Annotated in this window: 21 protein-coding genes; 8 read left to right on the top strand and 13 right to left on the bottom strand. The window is 29.4% G+C overall.

The features are described from left to right. Positions 1 to 7 precede the first annotated feature (7 nt). Positions 8 to 190, bottom strand: a complete 183-nt coding sequence (locus tag O5633_RS08760; RefSeq protein WP_269609282.1) for a hypothetical protein — start codon at positions 188 to 190, stop codon at positions 8 to 10. A gap of 4 nt (positions 191 to 194) precedes the next feature. After that, positions 195 to 476, bottom strand: a complete 282-nt coding sequence (locus O5633_RS08765; protein WP_269609283.1) for a galactose oxidase — start codon at positions 474 to 476, stop codon at positions 195 to 197. 557 nt (positions 477 to 1,033) lie between these two features. Here O5633_RS08765 and O5633_RS08770 point away from each other — a divergent pair. Together O5633_RS08770 and O5633_RS08775 are read left to right on the top strand one after the other, a co-directional pair. After that, positions 1,034 to 1,195: a hypothetical protein gene (locus O5633_RS08770; RefSeq protein WP_269609284.1), complete on the top strand. Its 162-nt coding sequence runs from the start codon at positions 1,034 to 1,036 to the stop codon at positions 1,193 to 1,195. Between the two features lie 151 nt (positions 1,196 to 1,346). Then, entirely contained in the window at positions 1,347 to 1,583 is a 237-nt protein-coding gene (locus O5633_RS08775) for a hypothetical protein (protein ID WP_269609285.1), read from the top strand. Between the two features lie 432 nt (positions 1,584 to 2,015). Here the strand turns inward: O5633_RS08775 and O5633_RS08780 are convergent, their stop codons facing one another. The 9 genes from O5633_RS08780 to O5633_RS08820 form a co-directional block, all read right to left on the bottom strand. Further along, entirely contained in the window at positions 2,016 to 3,938 is a 1,923-nt protein-coding gene (locus tag O5633_RS08780) for a hypothetical protein (protein WP_269609286.1), read from the bottom strand. Beyond that, positions 3,935 to 4,666, bottom strand: coding sequence for a glycosyltransferase family 2 protein (locus tag O5633_RS08785; protein ID WP_269609287.1), 732 nt, complete (start codon positions 4,664 to 4,666; stop codon positions 3,935 to 3,937). The genes O5633_RS08780 and O5633_RS08785 overlap by 4 nt, the downstream gene beginning before the upstream one ends. Positions 4,667 to 4,682: 16 nt before the next feature. Then, positions 4,683 to 5,006: a hypothetical protein gene (locus tag O5633_RS08790; RefSeq protein ID WP_269609288.1), complete on the bottom strand. Its 324-nt coding sequence runs from the start codon at positions 5,004 to 5,006 to the stop codon at positions 4,683 to 4,685. Positions 5,007 to 5,014: 8 nt separating this feature from the next. Beyond that, positions 5,015 to 6,085: a hypothetical protein gene (locus O5633_RS08795; RefSeq protein WP_269609289.1), complete on the bottom strand. Its 1,071-nt coding sequence runs from the start codon at positions 6,083 to 6,085 to the stop codon at positions 5,015 to 5,017. After that, positions 6,085 to 6,717 (bottom strand): HAD family hydrolase, encoded by a 633-nt coding sequence (locus tag O5633_RS08800; protein ID WP_269609290.1) that lies wholly within the window; start codon positions 6,715 to 6,717, stop codon positions 6,085 to 6,087. Before O5633_RS08800 ends, O5633_RS08795 begins: the two co-directional genes overlap by 1 nt. Further along, a complete protein-coding gene (locus O5633_RS08805; protein ID WP_269609291.1) occupies positions 6,710 to 7,366 on the bottom strand; it encodes a hypothetical protein in 657 nt (218 codons plus the stop codon). Before O5633_RS08805 ends, O5633_RS08800 begins: the two co-directional genes overlap by 8 nt. A gap of 12 nt (positions 7,367 to 7,378) precedes the next feature. Further along, a complete protein-coding gene (locus tag O5633_RS08810) occupies positions 7,379 to 8,170 on the bottom strand; it encodes a glycosyltransferase family 2 protein (protein WP_269609292.1) in 792 nt (263 codons plus the stop codon). 2 nt (positions 8,171 to 8,172) lie between these two features. Continuing rightward, positions 8,173 to 8,610, bottom strand: coding sequence for a GtrA family protein (locus O5633_RS08815; protein ID WP_269609293.1), 438 nt, complete (start codon positions 8,608 to 8,610; stop codon positions 8,173 to 8,175). Positions 8,611 to 8,730: 120 nt separating this feature from the next. After that, a complete protein-coding gene (locus O5633_RS08820) occupies positions 8,731 to 12,135 on the bottom strand; it encodes a S8 family serine peptidase (RefSeq protein WP_269609295.1) in 3,405 nt (1,134 codons plus the stop codon). A gap of 248 nt (positions 12,136 to 12,383) precedes the next feature. Here O5633_RS08820 and O5633_RS08825 point away from each other — a divergent pair, with 248 nt between their 5' ends. Then, positions 12,384 to 13,847 (top strand): hypothetical protein, encoded by a 1,464-nt coding sequence (locus tag O5633_RS08825; RefSeq protein ID WP_269609297.1) that lies wholly within the window; start codon positions 12,384 to 12,386, stop codon positions 13,845 to 13,847. A gap of 21 nt (positions 13,848 to 13,868) precedes the next feature. Continuing rightward, entirely contained in the window at positions 13,869 to 14,774 is a 906-nt protein-coding gene (locus tag O5633_RS08830) for an FKBP-type peptidyl-prolyl cis-trans isomerase (RefSeq protein WP_269609298.1), read from the top strand. Between the two features lie 212 nt (positions 14,775 to 14,986). On the opposite strand, the gene O5633_RS08835 is transcribed toward O5633_RS08830, so the two are convergent. Further along, positions 14,987 to 15,517 (bottom strand): hypothetical protein, encoded by a 531-nt coding sequence (locus tag O5633_RS08835; RefSeq protein WP_269609299.1) that lies wholly within the window; start codon positions 15,515 to 15,517, stop codon positions 14,987 to 14,989. Positions 15,518 to 15,845: 328 nt separating this feature from the next. Here O5633_RS08835 and O5633_RS08840 point away from each other — a divergent pair, with 328 nt between their 5' ends. Next, entirely contained in the window at positions 15,846 to 16,154 is a 309-nt protein-coding gene (locus O5633_RS08840; RefSeq protein WP_269609301.1) for a hypothetical protein, read from the top strand. 57 nt (positions 16,155 to 16,211) lie between these two features. Here O5633_RS08840 and O5633_RS08845 read toward each other — a convergent pair whose 3' ends face one another. Beyond that, positions 16,212 to 16,337 (bottom strand): hypothetical protein, encoded by a 126-nt coding sequence (locus O5633_RS08845; RefSeq protein ID WP_269609303.1) that lies wholly within the window; start codon positions 16,335 to 16,337, stop codon positions 16,212 to 16,214. Between the two features lie 748 nt (positions 16,338 to 17,085). On the opposite strand from O5633_RS08845, the gene O5633_RS08850 reads away from it, so the two are divergent. From O5633_RS08850 to O5633_RS08860, 3 genes are all read left to right on the top strand, one after another. After that, a complete protein-coding gene (locus tag O5633_RS08850) occupies positions 17,086 to 17,505 on the top strand; it encodes a hypothetical protein (RefSeq protein ID WP_269609305.1) in 420 nt (139 codons plus the stop codon). After that, positions 17,502 to 18,617 carry an NAD(P)-binding protein gene (locus O5633_RS08855; RefSeq protein ID WP_269609306.1) on the top strand — a complete coding sequence of 372 codons (1,116 nt, stop codon included), beginning with the start codon at positions 17,502 to 17,504 and terminating at the stop codon, positions 18,615 to 18,617. Before O5633_RS08850 ends, O5633_RS08855 begins: the two co-directional genes overlap by 4 nt. A gap of 402 nt (positions 18,618 to 19,019) precedes the next feature. Next, a complete protein-coding gene (locus O5633_RS08860) occupies positions 19,020 to 19,292 on the top strand; it encodes a hypothetical protein (RefSeq protein WP_269609307.1) in 273 nt (90 codons plus the stop codon). Positions 19,293 to 19,341 lie beyond the last annotated feature (49 nt).

Raw genomic sequence — 19,341 nt, forward strand, 5'->3', positions numbered from 1 at the left:
GATCTGTTTAGAAGTTAGATGAATAATCTTCCCTATTGATTCCGTACTGTCCTGCGATACCTTCTAAGTCATCCATCGAAAGATCAGAAAAATAACGGCGAATACATTGAAAGGCGTGAAAGCTTTCTAGCTTTCCTCTCCCTTTATAGATTTCTCTAGCAATTTTTTGTGCGAGCTGTTCTTTTGTCATTTGATTAAGCAGCCTCGGGACACCATCCAATCTTTCTCTCTAGTCGCTGCATCCAACACAGACATTTTGAAGTCAAATGATCTCCATGTGGAATAAGACGTTGGTGTAGATGACAGGTAAGAATTGTTCTGCAATGCCTGTCGCAGCAATAATTGAAATGTTGACATGTCATGCAAACGCTAGCTGAACGTGTGTGTTTAAGAGTGTCTTCTTCAAGATAGTCCCACTCCTCTGCTGGGTTGTAACGCTTCTGGGGTAAAACTTTTTGGGTGCGATACGAAGACATTGCCTTAATCCAATAGGTTCTGCTACCACTGAATTCCAATCTGATGCACGAAAAACGGCATAGGGCGAGGACGTTGGAGCCATATATCTGTAGCAGTACACATGTACTAGCAACGGTAAGGAGGTGTTGTCAAGTAATTCTGAAGAAAGTTATTTCTCTTTGTGAACAGAGAACTCTTTTTGCGCGGTCTCTGAAACGGTCAAGCAACCCAAAACCCTTTTTAATTTCAGTGGTTTTTCTTTTTGTGAAATAAACAGGTGTTTTCTCTGATGCTCTGATAATTAGGTTTGATTAGGAATGGGTTGGAGTTCTAGAACTTGTGTTCCCCTAGGTCAGGGAATTGTTAGTTAAAGTGAAATGATTTTTTATATGGATACAAAAGTGCTGAACTTAAAGGCGATGACCAAAATTTCGACCCTTTCTTCAAATATAAGAAAAAAAGTGACTTGACCTGATAGACAAAGGTAGTATATTTGTATTAGTTTAATCCCCATCACAAGCGCAAAAGGATCATCCAGTGAGCAGGATGCTTTTTGTCTCTCATACGGAGAACCAAGATGGGACGATCCAAAACACCAAAAGTTGTTCCCCAGTCGAAGTACTGGAGAATCCAGAGGAATGGAGTTATTTCACTGATCTGGAACTCATCAAGTCCAGAGGAAGTTCCGTTTGCCTCACATGTGAACACTTCACCTATATGTGTGATAAGTCATGCCTGACTCTTTTAACTTGCCCTTTGCATAAACGCCTTATCCATCAAGGTGAGCACCTCACAAAGCGTTGTCGAAATTGGCAAAAGAAGAGAGTTTTGCAAATCGGATGGTGTCAGGAAGTCGCCTAACCACCAACACAAAAATTTTCTAAAAATCAATGAATTTAACCTCTACTGCTGATGAAGTTGTGATGTTTTGTATTCTCGCTTCAATGACAATCTTTGATGCTTTACTGACTCTTCTTTCGATATTCAAGAAAGGAGTATGTATTGATCAAAGAAAATTGCTTATGCAAAAAACAAATAAAGAACTTCGATCACTTTTGGTTGGAGTGAAAAATACTTCTAAAATGAATAAAGCTCAGTTAGTGAACTTGCTGCTCGAGTTGACATAATTAAATCTATAGTTTTGCTCAATACACACCTTTCTTGTTTAGGTATCAAAGGTATCTTGTTATCGCCTAGATCTAATTCGAAGACTCCTATTTCACCTAACTAAGAGTGGGATGCATGTGAATGTGATGCACTAAATCCATCAGAGAAAAGACAAGAGGTAGGAAGAATGCCTCATCTAAGCAATCAAAGCAACAGTATCTGTAAAGCAATTACTAGTGAAGTAATCAGGCATTTGCTACAGATTTTTATAGTTGGCGTATTGAATATTGCCATCAACATGCATGACAGCTTGTAAGTAGGCAGAATTGTCTACCTTGTTCCAATACATCTCCTGAAACTTGTCTCAGTCATAGTCACCCACTGTTTTCAGAATAAGGCTATTGACTGGATCAAAGAATGAATCTATAGATATTAATTAAAGAGAAGAGATGTTACTTGATTTTCTCAATTACTAATCGATTAATATAAATACTTGAACCATTATCAATATAGGATCGAGCCTCGTAACCTTGTGAGCAGTTATCTTTCTTAGAACTATTGATCAATAGTTCAGTAATTTCTCCATAACCTATGCTCATATTAATTGATTTTAAGTTTTTAAATTTTTTATCTTTCGATAGGCAGCCTATCTCTAAAAAATTATTTGATAAATTATTATTGTTAATTAAAGAATAGAAAATTTTAATTTTATACTTACCATTACCAAGATTAACATAGGGTCCATAGCTTGCAAATCCCTTATTTTTAGCGAAGAGAACTCCATTCTGTTTTAGTTGTTCTCTTGAGGAAGACGGTAATTGATTCCCATACCAAGATCGAGTGTTTTTATAATTCCTTAAAATATCAAACTCAAACTTCGAGATTTTTGAATAATATTCAATAAAATCTTTTGCATTATTGTTTAGTGACTTTATTACTATTCTATTATCTTTACATATTTTATAATCTTTAAACTTAAATGGTAATAAATATTTTTGATTATCTTTGCTTAATAGATAAAAATTATCATATCTACTACTTAAAGTTCCTATATTCTGCATCCACAGTTTTGGTGAACCTGATGCATTTAGCACAACAATATCTATCCGAGGATCTTTTAATGTTGCAGCAGAAATATTCGCATCCCAGTAGTCTTGAACCCCAATACCAATTCTTGTATCCTTCTCAGTTAATAAAAGTGAATTATTAATGCAATTTGCAATTCCATTACTATCAATTATTTGAATTGATTCTTTTAATGAATTTGTATTATACTTAATAAACGCGTAATAGGGTAAGAGAGAAATTGTAATTCCAAAAATAGTTATTAATTTTGGAAATCTTTTATACGATATACTTAATAAGTATATTATATTTACTATAAAAATAATTATATTAGCATAAAAATATCTATAATAACCAGCATCAACTATGCCACGTAGATTCAATAATATGATAAATAGTGACGCTGATGATATCGCATTGATTTTATTTACTTGCTTTAATAAGCTTGGGATATTTGAATTTTTATAAAGAAAGATACTTAGGAGACCAAAAACAAAAACAAATGGTGTAATTCTTGAATTAAGAACGTGTTCAAACGCAGAAAAGAACGGTATGTTTTTTTGCCCAATAAGTCTCTCTCCAAGCCCATTAAGATTTAAAATTCTACTGTCAGATAAATATCCAAAGATAAGTCCAGAGAATATAGCGATAGTATAATTTTTATTAGTTCCATGATAGAAATCTATAAAAGTCTTTTTTAGACCTTGATCTAACCAATTTTGAACTAAATATCCAAAAGTAAAAGAAAACATAACTAGTAAAGTAATTCGAGTACTAATAGCACTAATGAAACAAAGCAAAAATGTAATAATAGTCGAAGTAAAATTTACTTTAAATGTTCTTTTTATTAGTTTTGGAATAACTAAAAGTGTTGTTAATATATAGGCAAAATGGTTATTCTCAATACGATACAAGGGCAATATCCCACTTTTATATGATGGGACAAACATTAGTACCACAATTGTACTAATAATATATGATTTAATATTAGATGTAGAATACAATGTTTTAATATAATATTTTAAAACATACCAAAGTAATAAAATTTTACTAATTGCAAGAATCAATATTGTCTTTTCGATATTAAATATTTTCCGAAATATAAAATATATAATTTGATCAGGAAAATAAGCTGAAGCTGGCATTTTTAGCCATCTATCTCCTTGTAGAATATCTCTGAAATACGATTTTTGAAATACCTCTATATATAGAGAATCACTATTTAGTTTTAGATTATAAAGAGATATTATTATCAATAATAATAATATGCATAAAACTAAAATACTAAAAAATATTCTTCTTAATTTCATATCTTATGATCAATAAAATATTGAAGGTCATCTGGTGTCCCAAGACCATACATATTTTGACCATCTTTATCTATATTATATAGCTCTATTCTTTGTTTATTTTGTATCATATATTTATAGACCGGTGCAACATAATATTCTCCCTTTGACATATTTTTATCTATAATCATTTGTTCTGCATATTTGCAAAATATTTCACCTCGTGAGAAATTATATATTCCTACTGTCGCTTGATTAGAAACTACTATCTTCTCTACAACATCAATTATATTTCCATAATTATCAAAATTAATATATGACCATTTAGGGTCATTAGAAAACATTGTCATTATTTGACCTTCTACATTCGAATTTTGACAAAAATCCAGATAATCATTTATCGATATATTTACCCATTGATCCGAATTAGCTATCATTAATGGCTGATCATTATTAATATATTTCTTGCTCTTTAAAACTGAACAGGCTGCACCTTTTGTGATTTCTTCTATTGGAATAATAATACAATCTGGACTTAATGATTCAAGTAGCTTATTAACTGTATATTTTTTTATATGTTCTTTTTGAACAATAAATATAAATCTATGTGGACTACTTGGTTTGAGATTTTCTATTACTAATTGGATCATAGTTTTACCATTTATCTCAATAAGTGGCTTTGGTTTACTAAAACCCTTTTTGACAAAACGACTTCCTCTCCCTGCCATTGGAATAACAATATTGAGCATTTGACAAATTAATTGCTTATTTAATAGTTATCTTATCATTAGGGTTAGAAGGGTACTTGACTATCACTAATGAAGTATCTTCAATACATTCGAATTCTGATACATCTCCAGGCTCAAGCAAAATAATTTCATTCTTTGATAATATTTTATTGTACATTTTTATTTCACCTGATATGACAATAGTTATTTCCCAGGTGTATTTGTGGACAGACTTTTCTTCTTTTTCTCCTTTTTTATATGATTTAATACCTACTTCAATTGCTTTCGTTCTAAATATTGCGGGCATGAAGTCTCCCACAATCCAACCTCTAGTATATTCTTCTAATTTAAAACACTTCATATATATAGCTAATTAATAAATTCTTTTATAGAAATAATTTTAGTATTTATAAATTGAATTATATTTATTGATTCTATAACTCTATTATTTAAATTGGTATTGACTTGACAAATAATCGTTTTATTATCTATGAAGGATGAGCTAATTATTTCCATTCTAATGTTTGATTTAGAATTAAATAATTTTTCATAATATAACATTGCATTTGCATGCCCATCTATTCTCTCATTATGTGCCCAATTAAGCGATATATTCTCAGCTATTAATTTTGATAAATTGCATTTATCTCTTAAATTAATATAATTATAATAATCTTTTATAATTTCGCAATTTACATTTTTTTTATCATCTAAGTATTTCTTAAATTCATCTTTAACACTGTGTGCATAAAAATTAAAATAGTTTTTTGTTGGAATAGCTGAAAAAGCTACCGTATAATTATTTATAATTAATTCATTCATACAAGGTGCTAAATAATATCTATTATTAACTAAATCTCTCCTAATAATATTTCTTTTGATACTATCTGTCATTAGGTGTCCTGTAGAGAAATAGTAAGTACTAGTAAGTGCATTTTGGCTAATAGGAACTTTTTCTATGACTCTTGTTATATAGTTTTTTTCATTAACTTCAGCATATGACCATTTTGGATGAACCGATTTGAATCCAATAGTTCCACCAGCTGCTTTCATGTCTTTGAACAAATCGATATGATAATTGAGATCAGTTTCAATATATTGATCTGCTGATGTCACTAGAAATGGTTCATCAAGATTGTATTTGTCAATTCCCATCAAAACTGCACAGGGCATTCCCATCGTGTTTCCATTTAAATTGATAATGTTAATCTCTGAGTTTGTATGTAATGATATAACTTTATCAATGTAATTCTCTTGTATATATGTATCCGTTGAAATTATAAAATATCTTTTTGGCTCATTATATTGTTCTATATGTGTTAGAGACCAGGATAATATCGATCTATCTTGTATATGATCTAAAATATCAACTCTATTATTCGAGTTTAAATTTTTATTTTCTTTTTTTAGTCCATATATTGGAATGATTATATTTAACATTATTTTTTTTCTAAGTTCATAATAAATTTTTTAATATTATTATATGTAACTTCATTTGTTGACTCTACTTCTAGTACATTAGTCCCTGCTGCCTTTGCTGCTTCAATGCCATTTTTATTATCTTCAACAACAACAACTTCTTTTGCATTTAAATTAAGTTTTCCAAGGGCTTTTATGTAAATCTCAGGACTAGGCTTAGGGTCATTTACATCTTCATTCGATAAGCTAAATTCTAAGTATTCAGATAATGAAGCTAATTCCATCATAGTATTAATTGTTTTGATTACACTATTTGAGGCTAAAGCTAATTTGTAACCATCTAATTTCAACATAGAAAGGGCATATTGATGAATGAATCTTGGCTTACATCTTACAGCTGTTATCTCCATGGTAAATGCTTGCTTTAGTTCATTAATGAATTCATGTAAATGAATTGGAATTCTTCCACTTTTAGATAACAAATCTAATTTACTTCTAGTTGGTAACCCATCAAAAGATGAAAGATGCTCCGATCTTTCAATTTTTTCACCAAATATTTCTAGAGCTTGATTAAGAGCATCGTAATGCCATTCTTTAGCATCAATTAGAACACCATCCATATCAAATATAATTGCTTTTATATTTTTACTCATGATTAAAGAATAAAAAAGCTTCTTTTGGCTTGTCTGTACATAATAGTACCTTATCCGAACTTACTTTTCTGCTCTGAATCCATTTTTTAAGCATTACCCAGAATTCTATTTCAGACCGACTATGTAGTTCGGGTGATACAAAACAAAAAATATATTTAGAATTTAGAAAAGTGTCTAAGTAATTAAATTCAGGATAATTTCCATAAAAGGAATCTATCCAGAAACCTTTAGATTCATTTATAAATAATGGATATTTTTCTATATCACTTATTCTTGTAATAAAATTAATACAAGAATCTTCTGCATATTTCTTTGTTTCAGGTATAGACATGTCAAATAAATAATAATTAGAAATACCATATGAATTTAAATTATTTTTTATAATTTTTATGATTCCATCGCTTTTTATATTGAGAAATAATGGTAAGTTTTTCTTTGAATTTCTATATAATTTAAGAAATTCTTTTAGATATAAAACATCCGTATCAATTTGAATATCATGAGATATTATAATTTCTCCATTTTTATCTCTCAAGTCAGTTTCTATACCATAGTTATTTATTAGTGATCTACTAAATGCTACCATAGTATTTTTTTCATTATCTTTTTGCCAGTAGCCTCTATGGCTAATTATTTGTATTGTATTCATTACTAATTAATTTTATTCATACTGTTTATAGATAATATTTAATATATTGTTAGAGATTTTATTTAAAGATTTATCTTTATTGATGAAATATTTTTTATTTAGACAGTAACTGAGTAAAAGTTTTAATGTAATTATTGATTGCGAAATTATTTTTACATTTGAAATTTGATCATCTTCTCTCCATGTAATAGGAATAAATCTTATCGATCTTTTTCTATATGAATGAGAAATTATCCCACAATAATCAAAGGTGAGATCATTTGGAAACTTTTGATAATCCCTATCATGAAATGCATCTAATTTATAAATATTTATTCCAGCACCTAAGTCTAATATTTTTTTGCCTAATATCACACTAAAAATAAGATTATATACTTTATTCCCAAACGTTCTAAACCAAGAGTAGTTTTTAAGTTTAGATTTAGGGTGAAATCTAGCTCCTAAAGTACAATCATATTCTTTAATTGATTGGTCATTAATGTATGGGATCATATCCATTACATCCCCTTGATCATCACCGTGCAATATCATAATGAAGTCATAATTCTTTTCAATTGCATAATTAAACCCTATTTTTAACGTTCCTCCATAACCTACATTATTTGCATTGGTGCATACAAAACCATTTAGGTGTTGATTTTGTTTGAAAGCATTGATAGCTGAATTAATTGTTTTATCTTTACTTTTATTCTCAATTATCATTATTTCCTCGAAGAGAGGACTAATAGTTGGATTGAATTGATTTATAACTCTACCAATTTGATGCTCGCAATTATATGCTGGAATTAAGACTAATATTCTCAATTTTACTTCCTGCCTGTGAAATATTTTTCAATTATACCATAAGTTATTATATAGTTTGCTAATAAACTAAATGGAGATATAATTAATTTAATTATTGAGAGAATTAAATCTTTTGTTATTAATTGATTTAATATGAGTGTCAAACTTGGAAGTAAATTAGCTTCCAGTATTAATAAAATAAATGAGATTATATTAATTACTATTATTTTCGCTAAAGTCTGAATAAGCAATTTCCTTTTGAAATGTAATTTTTCATGATCAAATATATAATACCAAGAGATAATATATACAAAAATTAGAGCTGAAATATCACCTATAATATTGCTGCTGTAAGCTTTAAGTTCTAATATACTTTGACAAATATAGAAAATGATAACAGAAGACAATAATCCAAAACCTGAAATAATCGAATATTTTATAAATTTGATTTCATGATTCATTTTTATATATCTTATTTATTAAATAGATAAATTATATATTCTATTTAGCTTAATATTAAACTTTCTTTTTTATGAAATATTGATATTTCTAAATATTTATTTTTCCAATATCTAAGTATTCTAGATAATTAAAGCAACAGTATCTGCAAATCCATTACTCGTTAGATAATTAGTCATCTGATCTAAATTCTGATAATTAGCGTATTGGATATTGCCATCAGCATGCATAACGGCTCTTAAGTAGGCAGTATTGTCTACCTTGCTCCAATACAATTCTTGAAATCCATCCCCATCAAAATCTCCAACAGTTTTAAGTATTAGATTATCAAGTTTTAGATCATTGAAAAAAGTTTTAGAGCTATCAAAATCACTATCTTTTTGCACAGTACCATTAGCAACTAAAGGATCTTCGTAGATGCCAACAATTCTTGTAGAACCACCTTCGCCGTAGTTCGAAAAATCGAAATCTCCTGTCACAGGATCAATAGATGCAGTGACCCAGCGGCCACTTTCGTGGTTTGTATAGATGGCTTCTTTATTCCCATCATTATTAACATCTAAGGTGCCTTGATATTTATAACTATTATTGACTTTTAATGGGACACTGCCAATAAATCCATGAGGATTTCCATCATAATCTTTTACTTTATCAAGCTTATATTTATTATTTATTACTAATCTATTTGTTTGGTTTGCTATCTTTGTTTCTTTATTTTCTTTAATATCAATAACATTGATTGTTTTATAGTATGTCCCTTTAGAACTTTTACCATTTTGATCTATTGCCTGTATAACTACTGTGTATGAACTCTGTTTTTCATAATCTGGTTGGTCTTTGATAATTAATTTATTTCCATCTATTATAAATGAACTATTACCACTACTTTGTAAGAAGCCAGAGAGAAATGAGAAAGTATGAGTGTCTCCAATATCTTCATCTACTCCATGTATTGTTGCGATAGTCGTACCTGGAGGAATATTTTCCTCTAATGTATAGCTGGATAGATAAAAATCAGTTGGTTCTTCATTAAGATCATTCACTGAAAGTGATACTCTCTTTGTATAAGTATTGCCACCAATATCTTCTGTTTTTATTCTAATTGTGTAGGAGGACTTAATTTCATAATTAGGCGAATTTTTAATTTTGAGTGAGTCATCAATAATTTTAAAATAATTATTATCTTTATCACCTTCACCACTAATTAACGAATATACAAAATCATCATTAATATCTTGATCAACAGTATTTAATTTAGCAATTGTAGTATTAGATGGAATATTTTCATCAAAATATGATGAAGATAAACTAATATCAGTTGGTGCTTCATTATATTCAAGAACGTCATTTACAGTTAATACTACATATAAATCATTTGTACTCAATCCGAATTGATCGGTTGCTTTAATAACAATTTTATATGAGTTTTTAGCTTCGTAATTTGGCGAACTATTAATTTTTAATTTATCACCCTTAATAGTAAAAAATTTATTATCGTATTTCTCCTCATATCCATCTACTAATGAGTATGTATGAGTATCAGATTGATTTTCATCGACTGCATATAATATTGCTACTGTTGAACCTGGACTAATATTTTCATCGAAGTTAGTTGTTGAAATGTACCAACTTGTTGGAGCTTTATTTGTATCAAACCCTGGAGAAAAAGAAATTGCCTTCTGCAGATTTAGGAAATTATTTGAATTAACTCTACCCTCTAGCCATTTATATTTATCTCCACTATTCATTAGTATTTGTTTTATTTCTTCTGGAGATAAAGAAGGGTTCTCAGCCAGAATTAATGCTATTCCACCCGAGACTAGAGGAGCTGCGCTTGAACTACCACTTACTGCTTCATAACGATTATTTGGAATAGTACTTAGAATTTGAGACTCTTTTCCAGAGTTGAAATCCCCACCTGGGGCAGCTATCGAGATGATATTTCCATAGTTTGAATAAGATGCAATTCTTCCTTTATTTGATGCAGCAGCAACTGAAATCATCCCTGGAATTTCAGAAGCAAAATCAGCAGGAATACACGTGAAATCATCATTACTACTAAATTCATTTCCTGCCGCGGCAATTATTGAACAACCTTTATCTGATGCATATTTTAAAACTGAGTACCATCCATTATAAAAGGCTGGTGCAATTTTTTTAAAGTCATTAAAAGAACCTTTATAATAATATCCACCTTCAACAATTTGTCTTCCAATATCAATTCCAAGTGAAAGATTTATAATATCAGCCCCGTTATCTGCTGCATATATGATTGCATCCCAAATATCTGAAACATAAGCCGTTTTAATTTCTTTATAATCAGAAAAAACTTTTAAGTTCATGAGTTGAACATCCCAAGTTACTCCTGCTACTCCTTTGCCATTATTTCCCTCAGCTCCAATAATTCCTGCTACATGTGTACCATGAATATTTGAGGAACTATGTGGATGAGGATTTTTATCATTGTTATAAAAATCCCAACCTTGATTATCATCTATATATCCATTCGAATCATCGTCAATTCCATTATTAGCGATCTCTAGTTTATTTTTCCATATATTTTTTTTTAAGTCTTCATGATTATAATCTATGCCACTATCTATAACTGCAACAACAACATTTGGTGATTGATTTCTTAACTTCCAAGCTCCTGGTGCATATACATCAGCATTATCAAATCCATCACCTTGGCCATGGTTTAGTAAGCTCCATTGTTCCTCAAATAGAGAGTCATTAGGAATGACTGTATTTTCATGGAATGTTTTCGTATCAACTTCTAATTTATAGGATTGGTTATTTTTATTCTCATAGTTAGTTATAGCAATTATATAACTGCCTGGATCTAATATTTTGAAGAAACTTTCTAAAATATCACTATTACTTTGAGAATTAAAAATATTTTCCCATTCCTCAATTTCATTGTTATATCTTAAGAGTACTAAATCTAAATCTTGTATAAAATCTTTTAATTTAAAATTTATATAGCTTCTTTTATAACAATCAAATTTGTGATATTTGTAACCTTGAGAGTTTACAGAATCATCAATTGAGATTATTTGATTTTTATCTATAGCTCCTAATTCATTTCCCCAGGAATCTCCTTGGAAATAATTTTTATCAAGATCAAAAGAAGTATAATTACTAAAATGTATTGCTTTTTGAGAATACCCTTCAATATATCCACTTTCGTTTCCTAATCCATAAGTTATTTTTGGATTAGGAATTAATACTATCTGTGCATTTGAATCATAATAACTTAATACTTTTAGCCCGTTTAAGTTTCTATGTGAACTACTGTCAATTGTACCTGGGTAATTAATGACTTCATCAAGGATATAATAGCCTAGATTATCTGTATTATTGAATGAATCCAAATATTCAAATCCATCAATAGGTGAATAATTCCAAAGTATTTTTTGCCCTGCATAATAGTTACCCCCTCCCCATAAGTTTGTTATAAATCCATCAATATAATAGAAATCTCCATTTCCATAAAAATATTTTCCCGATACTCTTGAATACGACATTAATAGAACAAATTACATAAAGAATGGTTTTTAATTTTGATAAACATAAAGCTGTTCTTATAAAAACTACTCTGAAGCTCTACTATTGCATATGCGTAACAGAGTAAATTGTTGGTTCCATGCTAATTTAAGCAAGTGTAGTGGTTGTTTTGAATTGTAAGTTGAGAAAAAGTAAATCATTGACCTTTTGTTTTATATTACACAATTTTTTATTAGTCTGGGTATAATTTATAGGAGTAACTATCATTTTGAATTTAAGTTTCTATAACAGCGGAAAGCTTACTAATGTAAGTGATCACGGTCCTTTTAATCGTACGATAGCAGTATATGGACTTGAAGTCGCAGGGCTAAGGGGAATTGGAGGTAATTCAGCTGTTGATGATGAGTTCATTCGAAAAGTAGCGCAAACAATAAAAATATTACTTGATCCTAATGGTAAAGATATAGATAAAAATGCACAATTAAATGCTATAAAAAAACTTAAAGAGATTGATACTTTACAGAGAGTAGGTGCTGGAGAATATACGTCGTATAACCCAAGATTAGATGATGGCAATTATTCAGGTTGGGATATAACTAATGATAGCCATTCTGTTACTGATTTTATTTGGCAATATAATCTTCCAGGCGAACCCATGAAAACAAGTAATGATCAAATCACAGAAGTCTTAGAACATTTACTGCATACTTTGGTTAGATTTGCACTTCCAGGTGCTTACCCTGATGTATTCTTATTAATTGATGAAAGAAGTGAAAACTATAAAAGTTATCAACAACCAATTTTATCTGGGTTGCTTTACGAGGCCGCTAAAGAAGCAATAAAGAATAAGGTATTTGATCCTTCTAGTTATTATCATCTAGGTCAAGACAGTTATGATTATTGGAAAACTGTAATGGTTGAGTATCAATATGCTCTCACTTTCGCTGAGTGGAATTATATTAAAAAATATGTCCAAGGTGGAAGTCTAGATCCTGAATGGTCTGATTCTTTTCTAACTGTTGATGCTATAAAAAATCATAATCCTTTGGGACATAAACTATTTGACGAGTATATTTCAAAAGTAATAGTAAAACCTTCTGAGTATCAACTTGAAGAAATGTTTAGAGCGGATAATTTAGGAATTTCTAATTATATCCCTGATAGTGAAGATTACCAATTAGACTCACTTTATACTTTGGACAATATCAAGGACTATGATGGTAATTTTCATGGATATTTGGGGGACAGTGCTTCTATTGAGGTCATTTCTGGATATAAGTATCAAGGTAAATTAGATGTAAACAACGATGGAATAATTGAAGCGATTTTTACCAATTCAGTTAGTGGAAGATGGGTAACAGCATCGATTGATCCAATTACAGGAGCCTTTGATTACACTAAGCATGGAGTAGGGGGAACAACAAGAATCGTAGGGATTTATCAGGATCCGTTAGTGGCGAATGGAACGGTTGAAAAAGACAGCGTTTTTGATGGTTCGAGAACGTTTATTAATGATTTAAAACTTGATAATCTCATTCTTAAAACCGTCGGAGACTTTGATTCTGATGGTTTTCAAGAACTTTATTGGAGCAAAGTGGATAATTCTGCCTACTTAAGAGCCGTAATGCATGCAGATGGCAATATTCAATACGCTAACTATCAAAATCTGCAGCAAATGACTGATTACTTAACTAGTAATGATTTCATTGATACAATTAAAATAATTGCATAATTATCTTAACGAGGCTATTAAATGACAACATATGTTTCTTCTAATGGATTAACAATACAAGAGTTAGTTGTAGGTCAAGGCCCAGAAGCTTCGTCCGGAAATCCTTTGATAGTTAATTATCTTGGAACACTTGATGATGGAACTGTTTTTGATAGTACTTATACTCTTAAATCACCTTTCAGCTTCCAATCAGGAGCAGGTATCGTTATTCCAGGATTTGAGCAAGGTGTTATTGGTATGAAAGTTGGTGGTAAGCGTAAGCTAGTTATTCCACCTGAACTTGCTTATGGAGACAAAATAAACGGATTAATACCTGCTAATTCAACTTTAAATTTTGAAGTTCAATTATTAAGTACATCATATGATCTAAAAAAGAATAGTACTTATGCTATCAATCCACCTTTCAAAGATTACGATGGGAATGTGCATGGGTATTTAAATGAAGCACCTGAAGATATTAAACCTCTCTATAAATATCAAGGCACCTTAGATGTTAATAATGATGGTGTTTATGAATTCATTTTTACTAATCAAGGAAGTGGGCGTTGGGCTACTTCATCAATAGATCCAATTACTGGATTTATTGATTCTACAGAGTATGGTGAAGGTGGTTCTACAAGAATTGTTGGCATCTACGAAGATCCTTTAGTTGCTAATGGTACTGTGCAAAAAGATAGTGATTTTGATAGCTCTAAAACTTTTTTCAATGATCTAAAACTTGATAATCTAATACTTAAAACTGTTGGAGATTTTGATGGGGATGGATTTCAAGAATTGTATTGGAGCAAGGTAGACAATACTGCCTACTTAAGAGCCGTTATGCATGCTGATGGCAATATCCAATACGCTAATTATCAGAATTTAGATCAGATGACTAATTATCTAACGAGTAATGGATTTGCAGATACTGTTGCTTTAATTGCCTAAGTCTCTAACCAGAGCTAAGTTACTTTTTCACCAAAAGGTAGATAATACTGACTATAGATTAATTGTTTACTAGATCATGAATATAGATAACTATTAATAACTAGTCGATTCAGTATAAAATATTTTATTTTGTTTTTAGTAATTTTCAATATAATTTCTTGATTTGAATTTATAGCTATTTACAATGTATTTATGGGTGGTTTGTGATTTTCTTATTTAATTTCGCATTGGAGTTCTGCCAAAGCTTCATTGGGAAGGCCAAGGAAAGTATCCAAAACTTTATTTCCAGTAATAGGAATTGTGGATATACCTACTAGCTTTCCTTTGCCATTTTTTTGAAGAGCAAGACCTTTTCCTTCATGTAATTTACCTTTTACTTTTTCTGTCGTAAGTGTGGTTTGAACTAATAAAGCAGGAAATTTAATTATAGCTCCAATACTAAAAATAAATTTGGATTCAAATTTCAATAACACTTCTCCAGAATTAATATCAACCGTTCCCTCTAGCTTATCCAAAGACATATCGATTTTTAAACCTGGAGGTAATGGAAGAGATAGAAATTTTGTTGTTCGTGATGTAAGAGCAGGAATTGAAAATGTTTTTGACGAAAATCTTAAGGAAAGGATACTGTTGCTTGGACTTGGAAGTAATGTTGCTTTACCTCCCCCTCCATAAGCATTGTAGGTAAAACTTGGATATGAACCAATTTTTAATCTACATCCATCTAAACTTTTAAGTTGCATGTGCTAATCAATAACTCATTGATGATACCCTCATACATAGATATCAATTATCTCAACTAAGTAAACAATAGCTAATCATGTAGAGATTAGTCCGCTATTTTTGAACTTACTTAAATTGATCGCATGAAGACGATCAAAGTAGTTCATAATTTTTTCTATAATATTACTGAGATCTTAGAAATTCAGCAGTTTTTTTAGCATAGTTATCTTTAGTTTTATTCTATGTGGGTACATTTTGATTTTTAATTAAATCATTATGTGCATTTGGTCATTACACGTATTATTAATGATCATATAAATTATAATAAAAAATTAAATATTTCTCTTGATGCCTTCAAATTTAACTCCAGATTGGTCTTCAGAATTTGAACACTATAAGCAATTATCTAGAGAAGTAGTTACCAATGAAGATATAATTAATTTTTTTAATCAGAACCAAAAAGCCTTTTATCTTGATAACTTTTCCTCCACTTGGGCTCAAATGATGGAAGCGTATGAAGCTAAAGAGAGTTTAAGTTCAGACCAATTAAATCAACTTGAAGAAATGCAATGGCAGGATATGCCTGAATCATTAAAACTTTTTGCATATGATTTTTGTATAAAGAATGGTTTTTGTTATACTGGTACATATAGTTAAACTAAGAATTATTTAGCTGTAATTGACAATATAAAGTGACTTTTGAAAAGATAAATTTTACTTATCTTTTCTTTTATCTTTTAACTTCTCTCTATTTGATAGCCATGATTTAAAGTTTTCATCTTCTACTTTTTCTCTCCACTCCTTTGATGAAATAGGCAGTTTTGTTTTATTCTTTTGCATTTTTATTTTCTTAAAGGTTAAATATAAATTTAAATAAGCAGCGATTACTAAAAGAAAGAGTAAAACAGTATTGATGCTCATTTTTCTTTAGCTTTTTAATTATTTGTATAAATAATAATCTAATTGATGCAAGAAGTATAGAAGCTAATAAGTCATAATAACTTCCTTTAGTCAGAAAAGTGATTATTAAGTCTTTAATCTAAACTTTTTATATAACTGAAGTGCTTTTAGATTTACAACTGATTCTACAAAACCTAAAGATTTATATATCTAGTATCTATTTGACTATTGAGTTGACTTAATCAGTAGTTTACATCGCTAGTATCCTTATCCTGGCCTCTGATATATTCAGTATGCGTATGGTCAAGGTTGCTAGCAGTGTTGTTCCATAACGTTGTAGGAATTGGGTATATTGTAAGAAGAGAAAAGAACTTGTAAATGATCTTTAGCTCAAGTTTTCCAACAAAAAGTAGACTATCTTGATCAGATAGAAATTTAAATCAGTAGTTATGTAGATGAAGTATAGCTACTAAATTTTGAAATAAAGAAAGTATAGATTGAAACTATTAATACTTTTAAAAGGTAGTGATTTATAAGCTTTATGAGCCATTATTAGAATTAATAGTTTACTTATCTTCCATATCTCGTAACTTTTTTGATTTTTTTATATAATATTCGTATAAAACCTTTTTAAGTAGCCATTAGTAGATAATTTCATCTTCTAAAATATTTTTTGAATTTTATTACAGTGAATTTTCAACCTCCTTTTAATTTTAAAGTTAATAAACTATTTTCTTTAGTTAGAATTATTAGTTTATTTTTAATCTTTTTCTTAAATACACCAATTTTACAAGCAATAGAGTTAGATTTAACTTCAGCTAAAAATTCAGTCGGAAATAGATTTGCAAGTAAATTTTGTGAAGCTAAAGAAGAAGGATTTTCTTTAGAATCTTCAAGTGAGTTTGCCTTAAATAATACTTATCTAAAATTTGTAGTTTTTCCTAATGATGAAGATTTTATAGAAGATCTTTGGGGATTTACTATTGGACGAATTAGAAAAAATTGTGGTGACTTTATGACTAAAAATGAAGAGATCGATTTAAAAGATTTCTTTCAAGAAGAGGGTGAGATTGCAAGTAATCGTGATTTATATTTGCCATATGAATGAATAGTTTTTATGACTTTATCGTTGTAGGATCTGGTATCTCTGGATGTACTTTTGCATCATCTTTGAATAAAAGATTTTCTGACGCTTCTATATTATTGGTTGAATATGGAAGGAGAATTGGAGGTAGGTCAACAACGAGAAAATCAAGAAAAAATAAAATTCTTGAATTTGATCATGGATTGCCATCAATTAGCTTTGGTGAAAACATTTCACAAGATTTACTTTCAATAATTTCTCCATTAATAAAGTCAAAAAAGTTGATTGATATAACTCAAGATATTTTAGTGATTGATCAATTTGGCGAATTATATCATGCATATAGAAATAAGAAAGTTTATAGGAGTTTACCTTTTATGATAAATTTTTGTGAGGAAATAATTAGTCAATCTATTAATCCACAAAATATAAATTTTTTATTTCAAACAATTACTAAATCGATAAGACGTAAGAATGATTTATGGGAGGTGGAAATTAATAATCAAAAGTTCCTTAGCTCTAAAAATCTAATTTTGTCCAGTTCTTTAATAGCACATCCGCGATGTTTAAGGATTTTGAATATTGATTCCTTGCCACTTCGGGATGCTGTTATAAAAGGTAATGATAAAACTTTAGATTCTTTACTTAGAATAACAAGCAAGCAAGAATATATAAAGAGAAAAAATTATATTCTGCATGTATTAAAGTCCCAAATCATTAGTAAATTTAATTACAAGTATTTACAAATACACTTTTCAAGATCTATTAGGGATGATTTTAATTTTGAAAGAATAATTTTTCAAGTTCAATCAGATGGATCTATGATTATAGTCCTACACTGTTGTTCTATTAATAGTTTATTTGATCGTGATTTCGATGAAATTATTGAATCTTTAATTATGATTTTTGATAAGCATAAAAATTTCTTAGATTTATTTTTGCAAGCAAACTTTTTCGATACAATGGATTGGAGAGCATCTCAACCTATTAATAATTTCGTGCCTAAGGAATTAAATTGGTCTTCAATTAGCAATATTGGTTTCTGTGGAGATTGGCTGGATTTTGACGGTTGTTCATGCGTAGAGGTCGCTATGAATAGTTCAATCAGCTTGGCCCAATCGATTGGCTGGAAATGATTCTCCTTAAAAATCATATAAAATGATAGATTTATCTAACTTATAAAATAATATTATTATACTTATTTAGTCTTTATACAAATTTCTTATCTTGATTTTATAAGAAAAATCTTTCAACTTATATATATTATAGTAAAAAAGAAATTTTCTTATCAAGACTTTCATTCATCAACTTAAATTTTTTATTATTTATACCATTTTAACTTGAATTTTTTATTTCATACCCAAAAGAAATTGATTGGGCTTTATTTTAATTTCTAAAAAAATAAATAATATTCTTTTTCAAAATTCATCTTGGAATATAAAAATATTTTAAGTTTATTAAAATTCCGAAAAAGACATGCATTAAAGCTTGCTTTCTTTGTGAGAAATAGATATACATAATTTGTATTCTTCTTTACTATGATTACGATCGTTTTTTTCCTTGTTCTTGGCTTGGCTGGGTGGACTGTCTCAACATTAATGAGTAAAGGGAAGCATCAAGAGGAAATTCAAAATGAGTTAGGAAATATACTTGAAAGCTTTAAGTATTTATCTGCTTCCATTATGGCACTTGTAAAGCTCTTGATGAAAGATTCTATAGCCTCTGCTAAAGATGATGACTTCGGACCTATGAAGTCTAATGTTATTGATTTACTCAAGCTTGAAAAGAAAGACAAAGAAGAAGCGGCTTGATTATTTTACTTTAAATTTTATTCGTATACTAAATAATTTGTTCAGTTAA

Origin of the sequence: Prochlorococcus marinus str. MIT 1013 (genome assembly GCF_027359395.1) — a bacterium.
Lineage (GTDB): Bacteria > Cyanobacteriota > Cyanobacteriia > PCC-6307 > Cyanobiaceae > Prochlorococcus_B > Prochlorococcus_B marinus_E.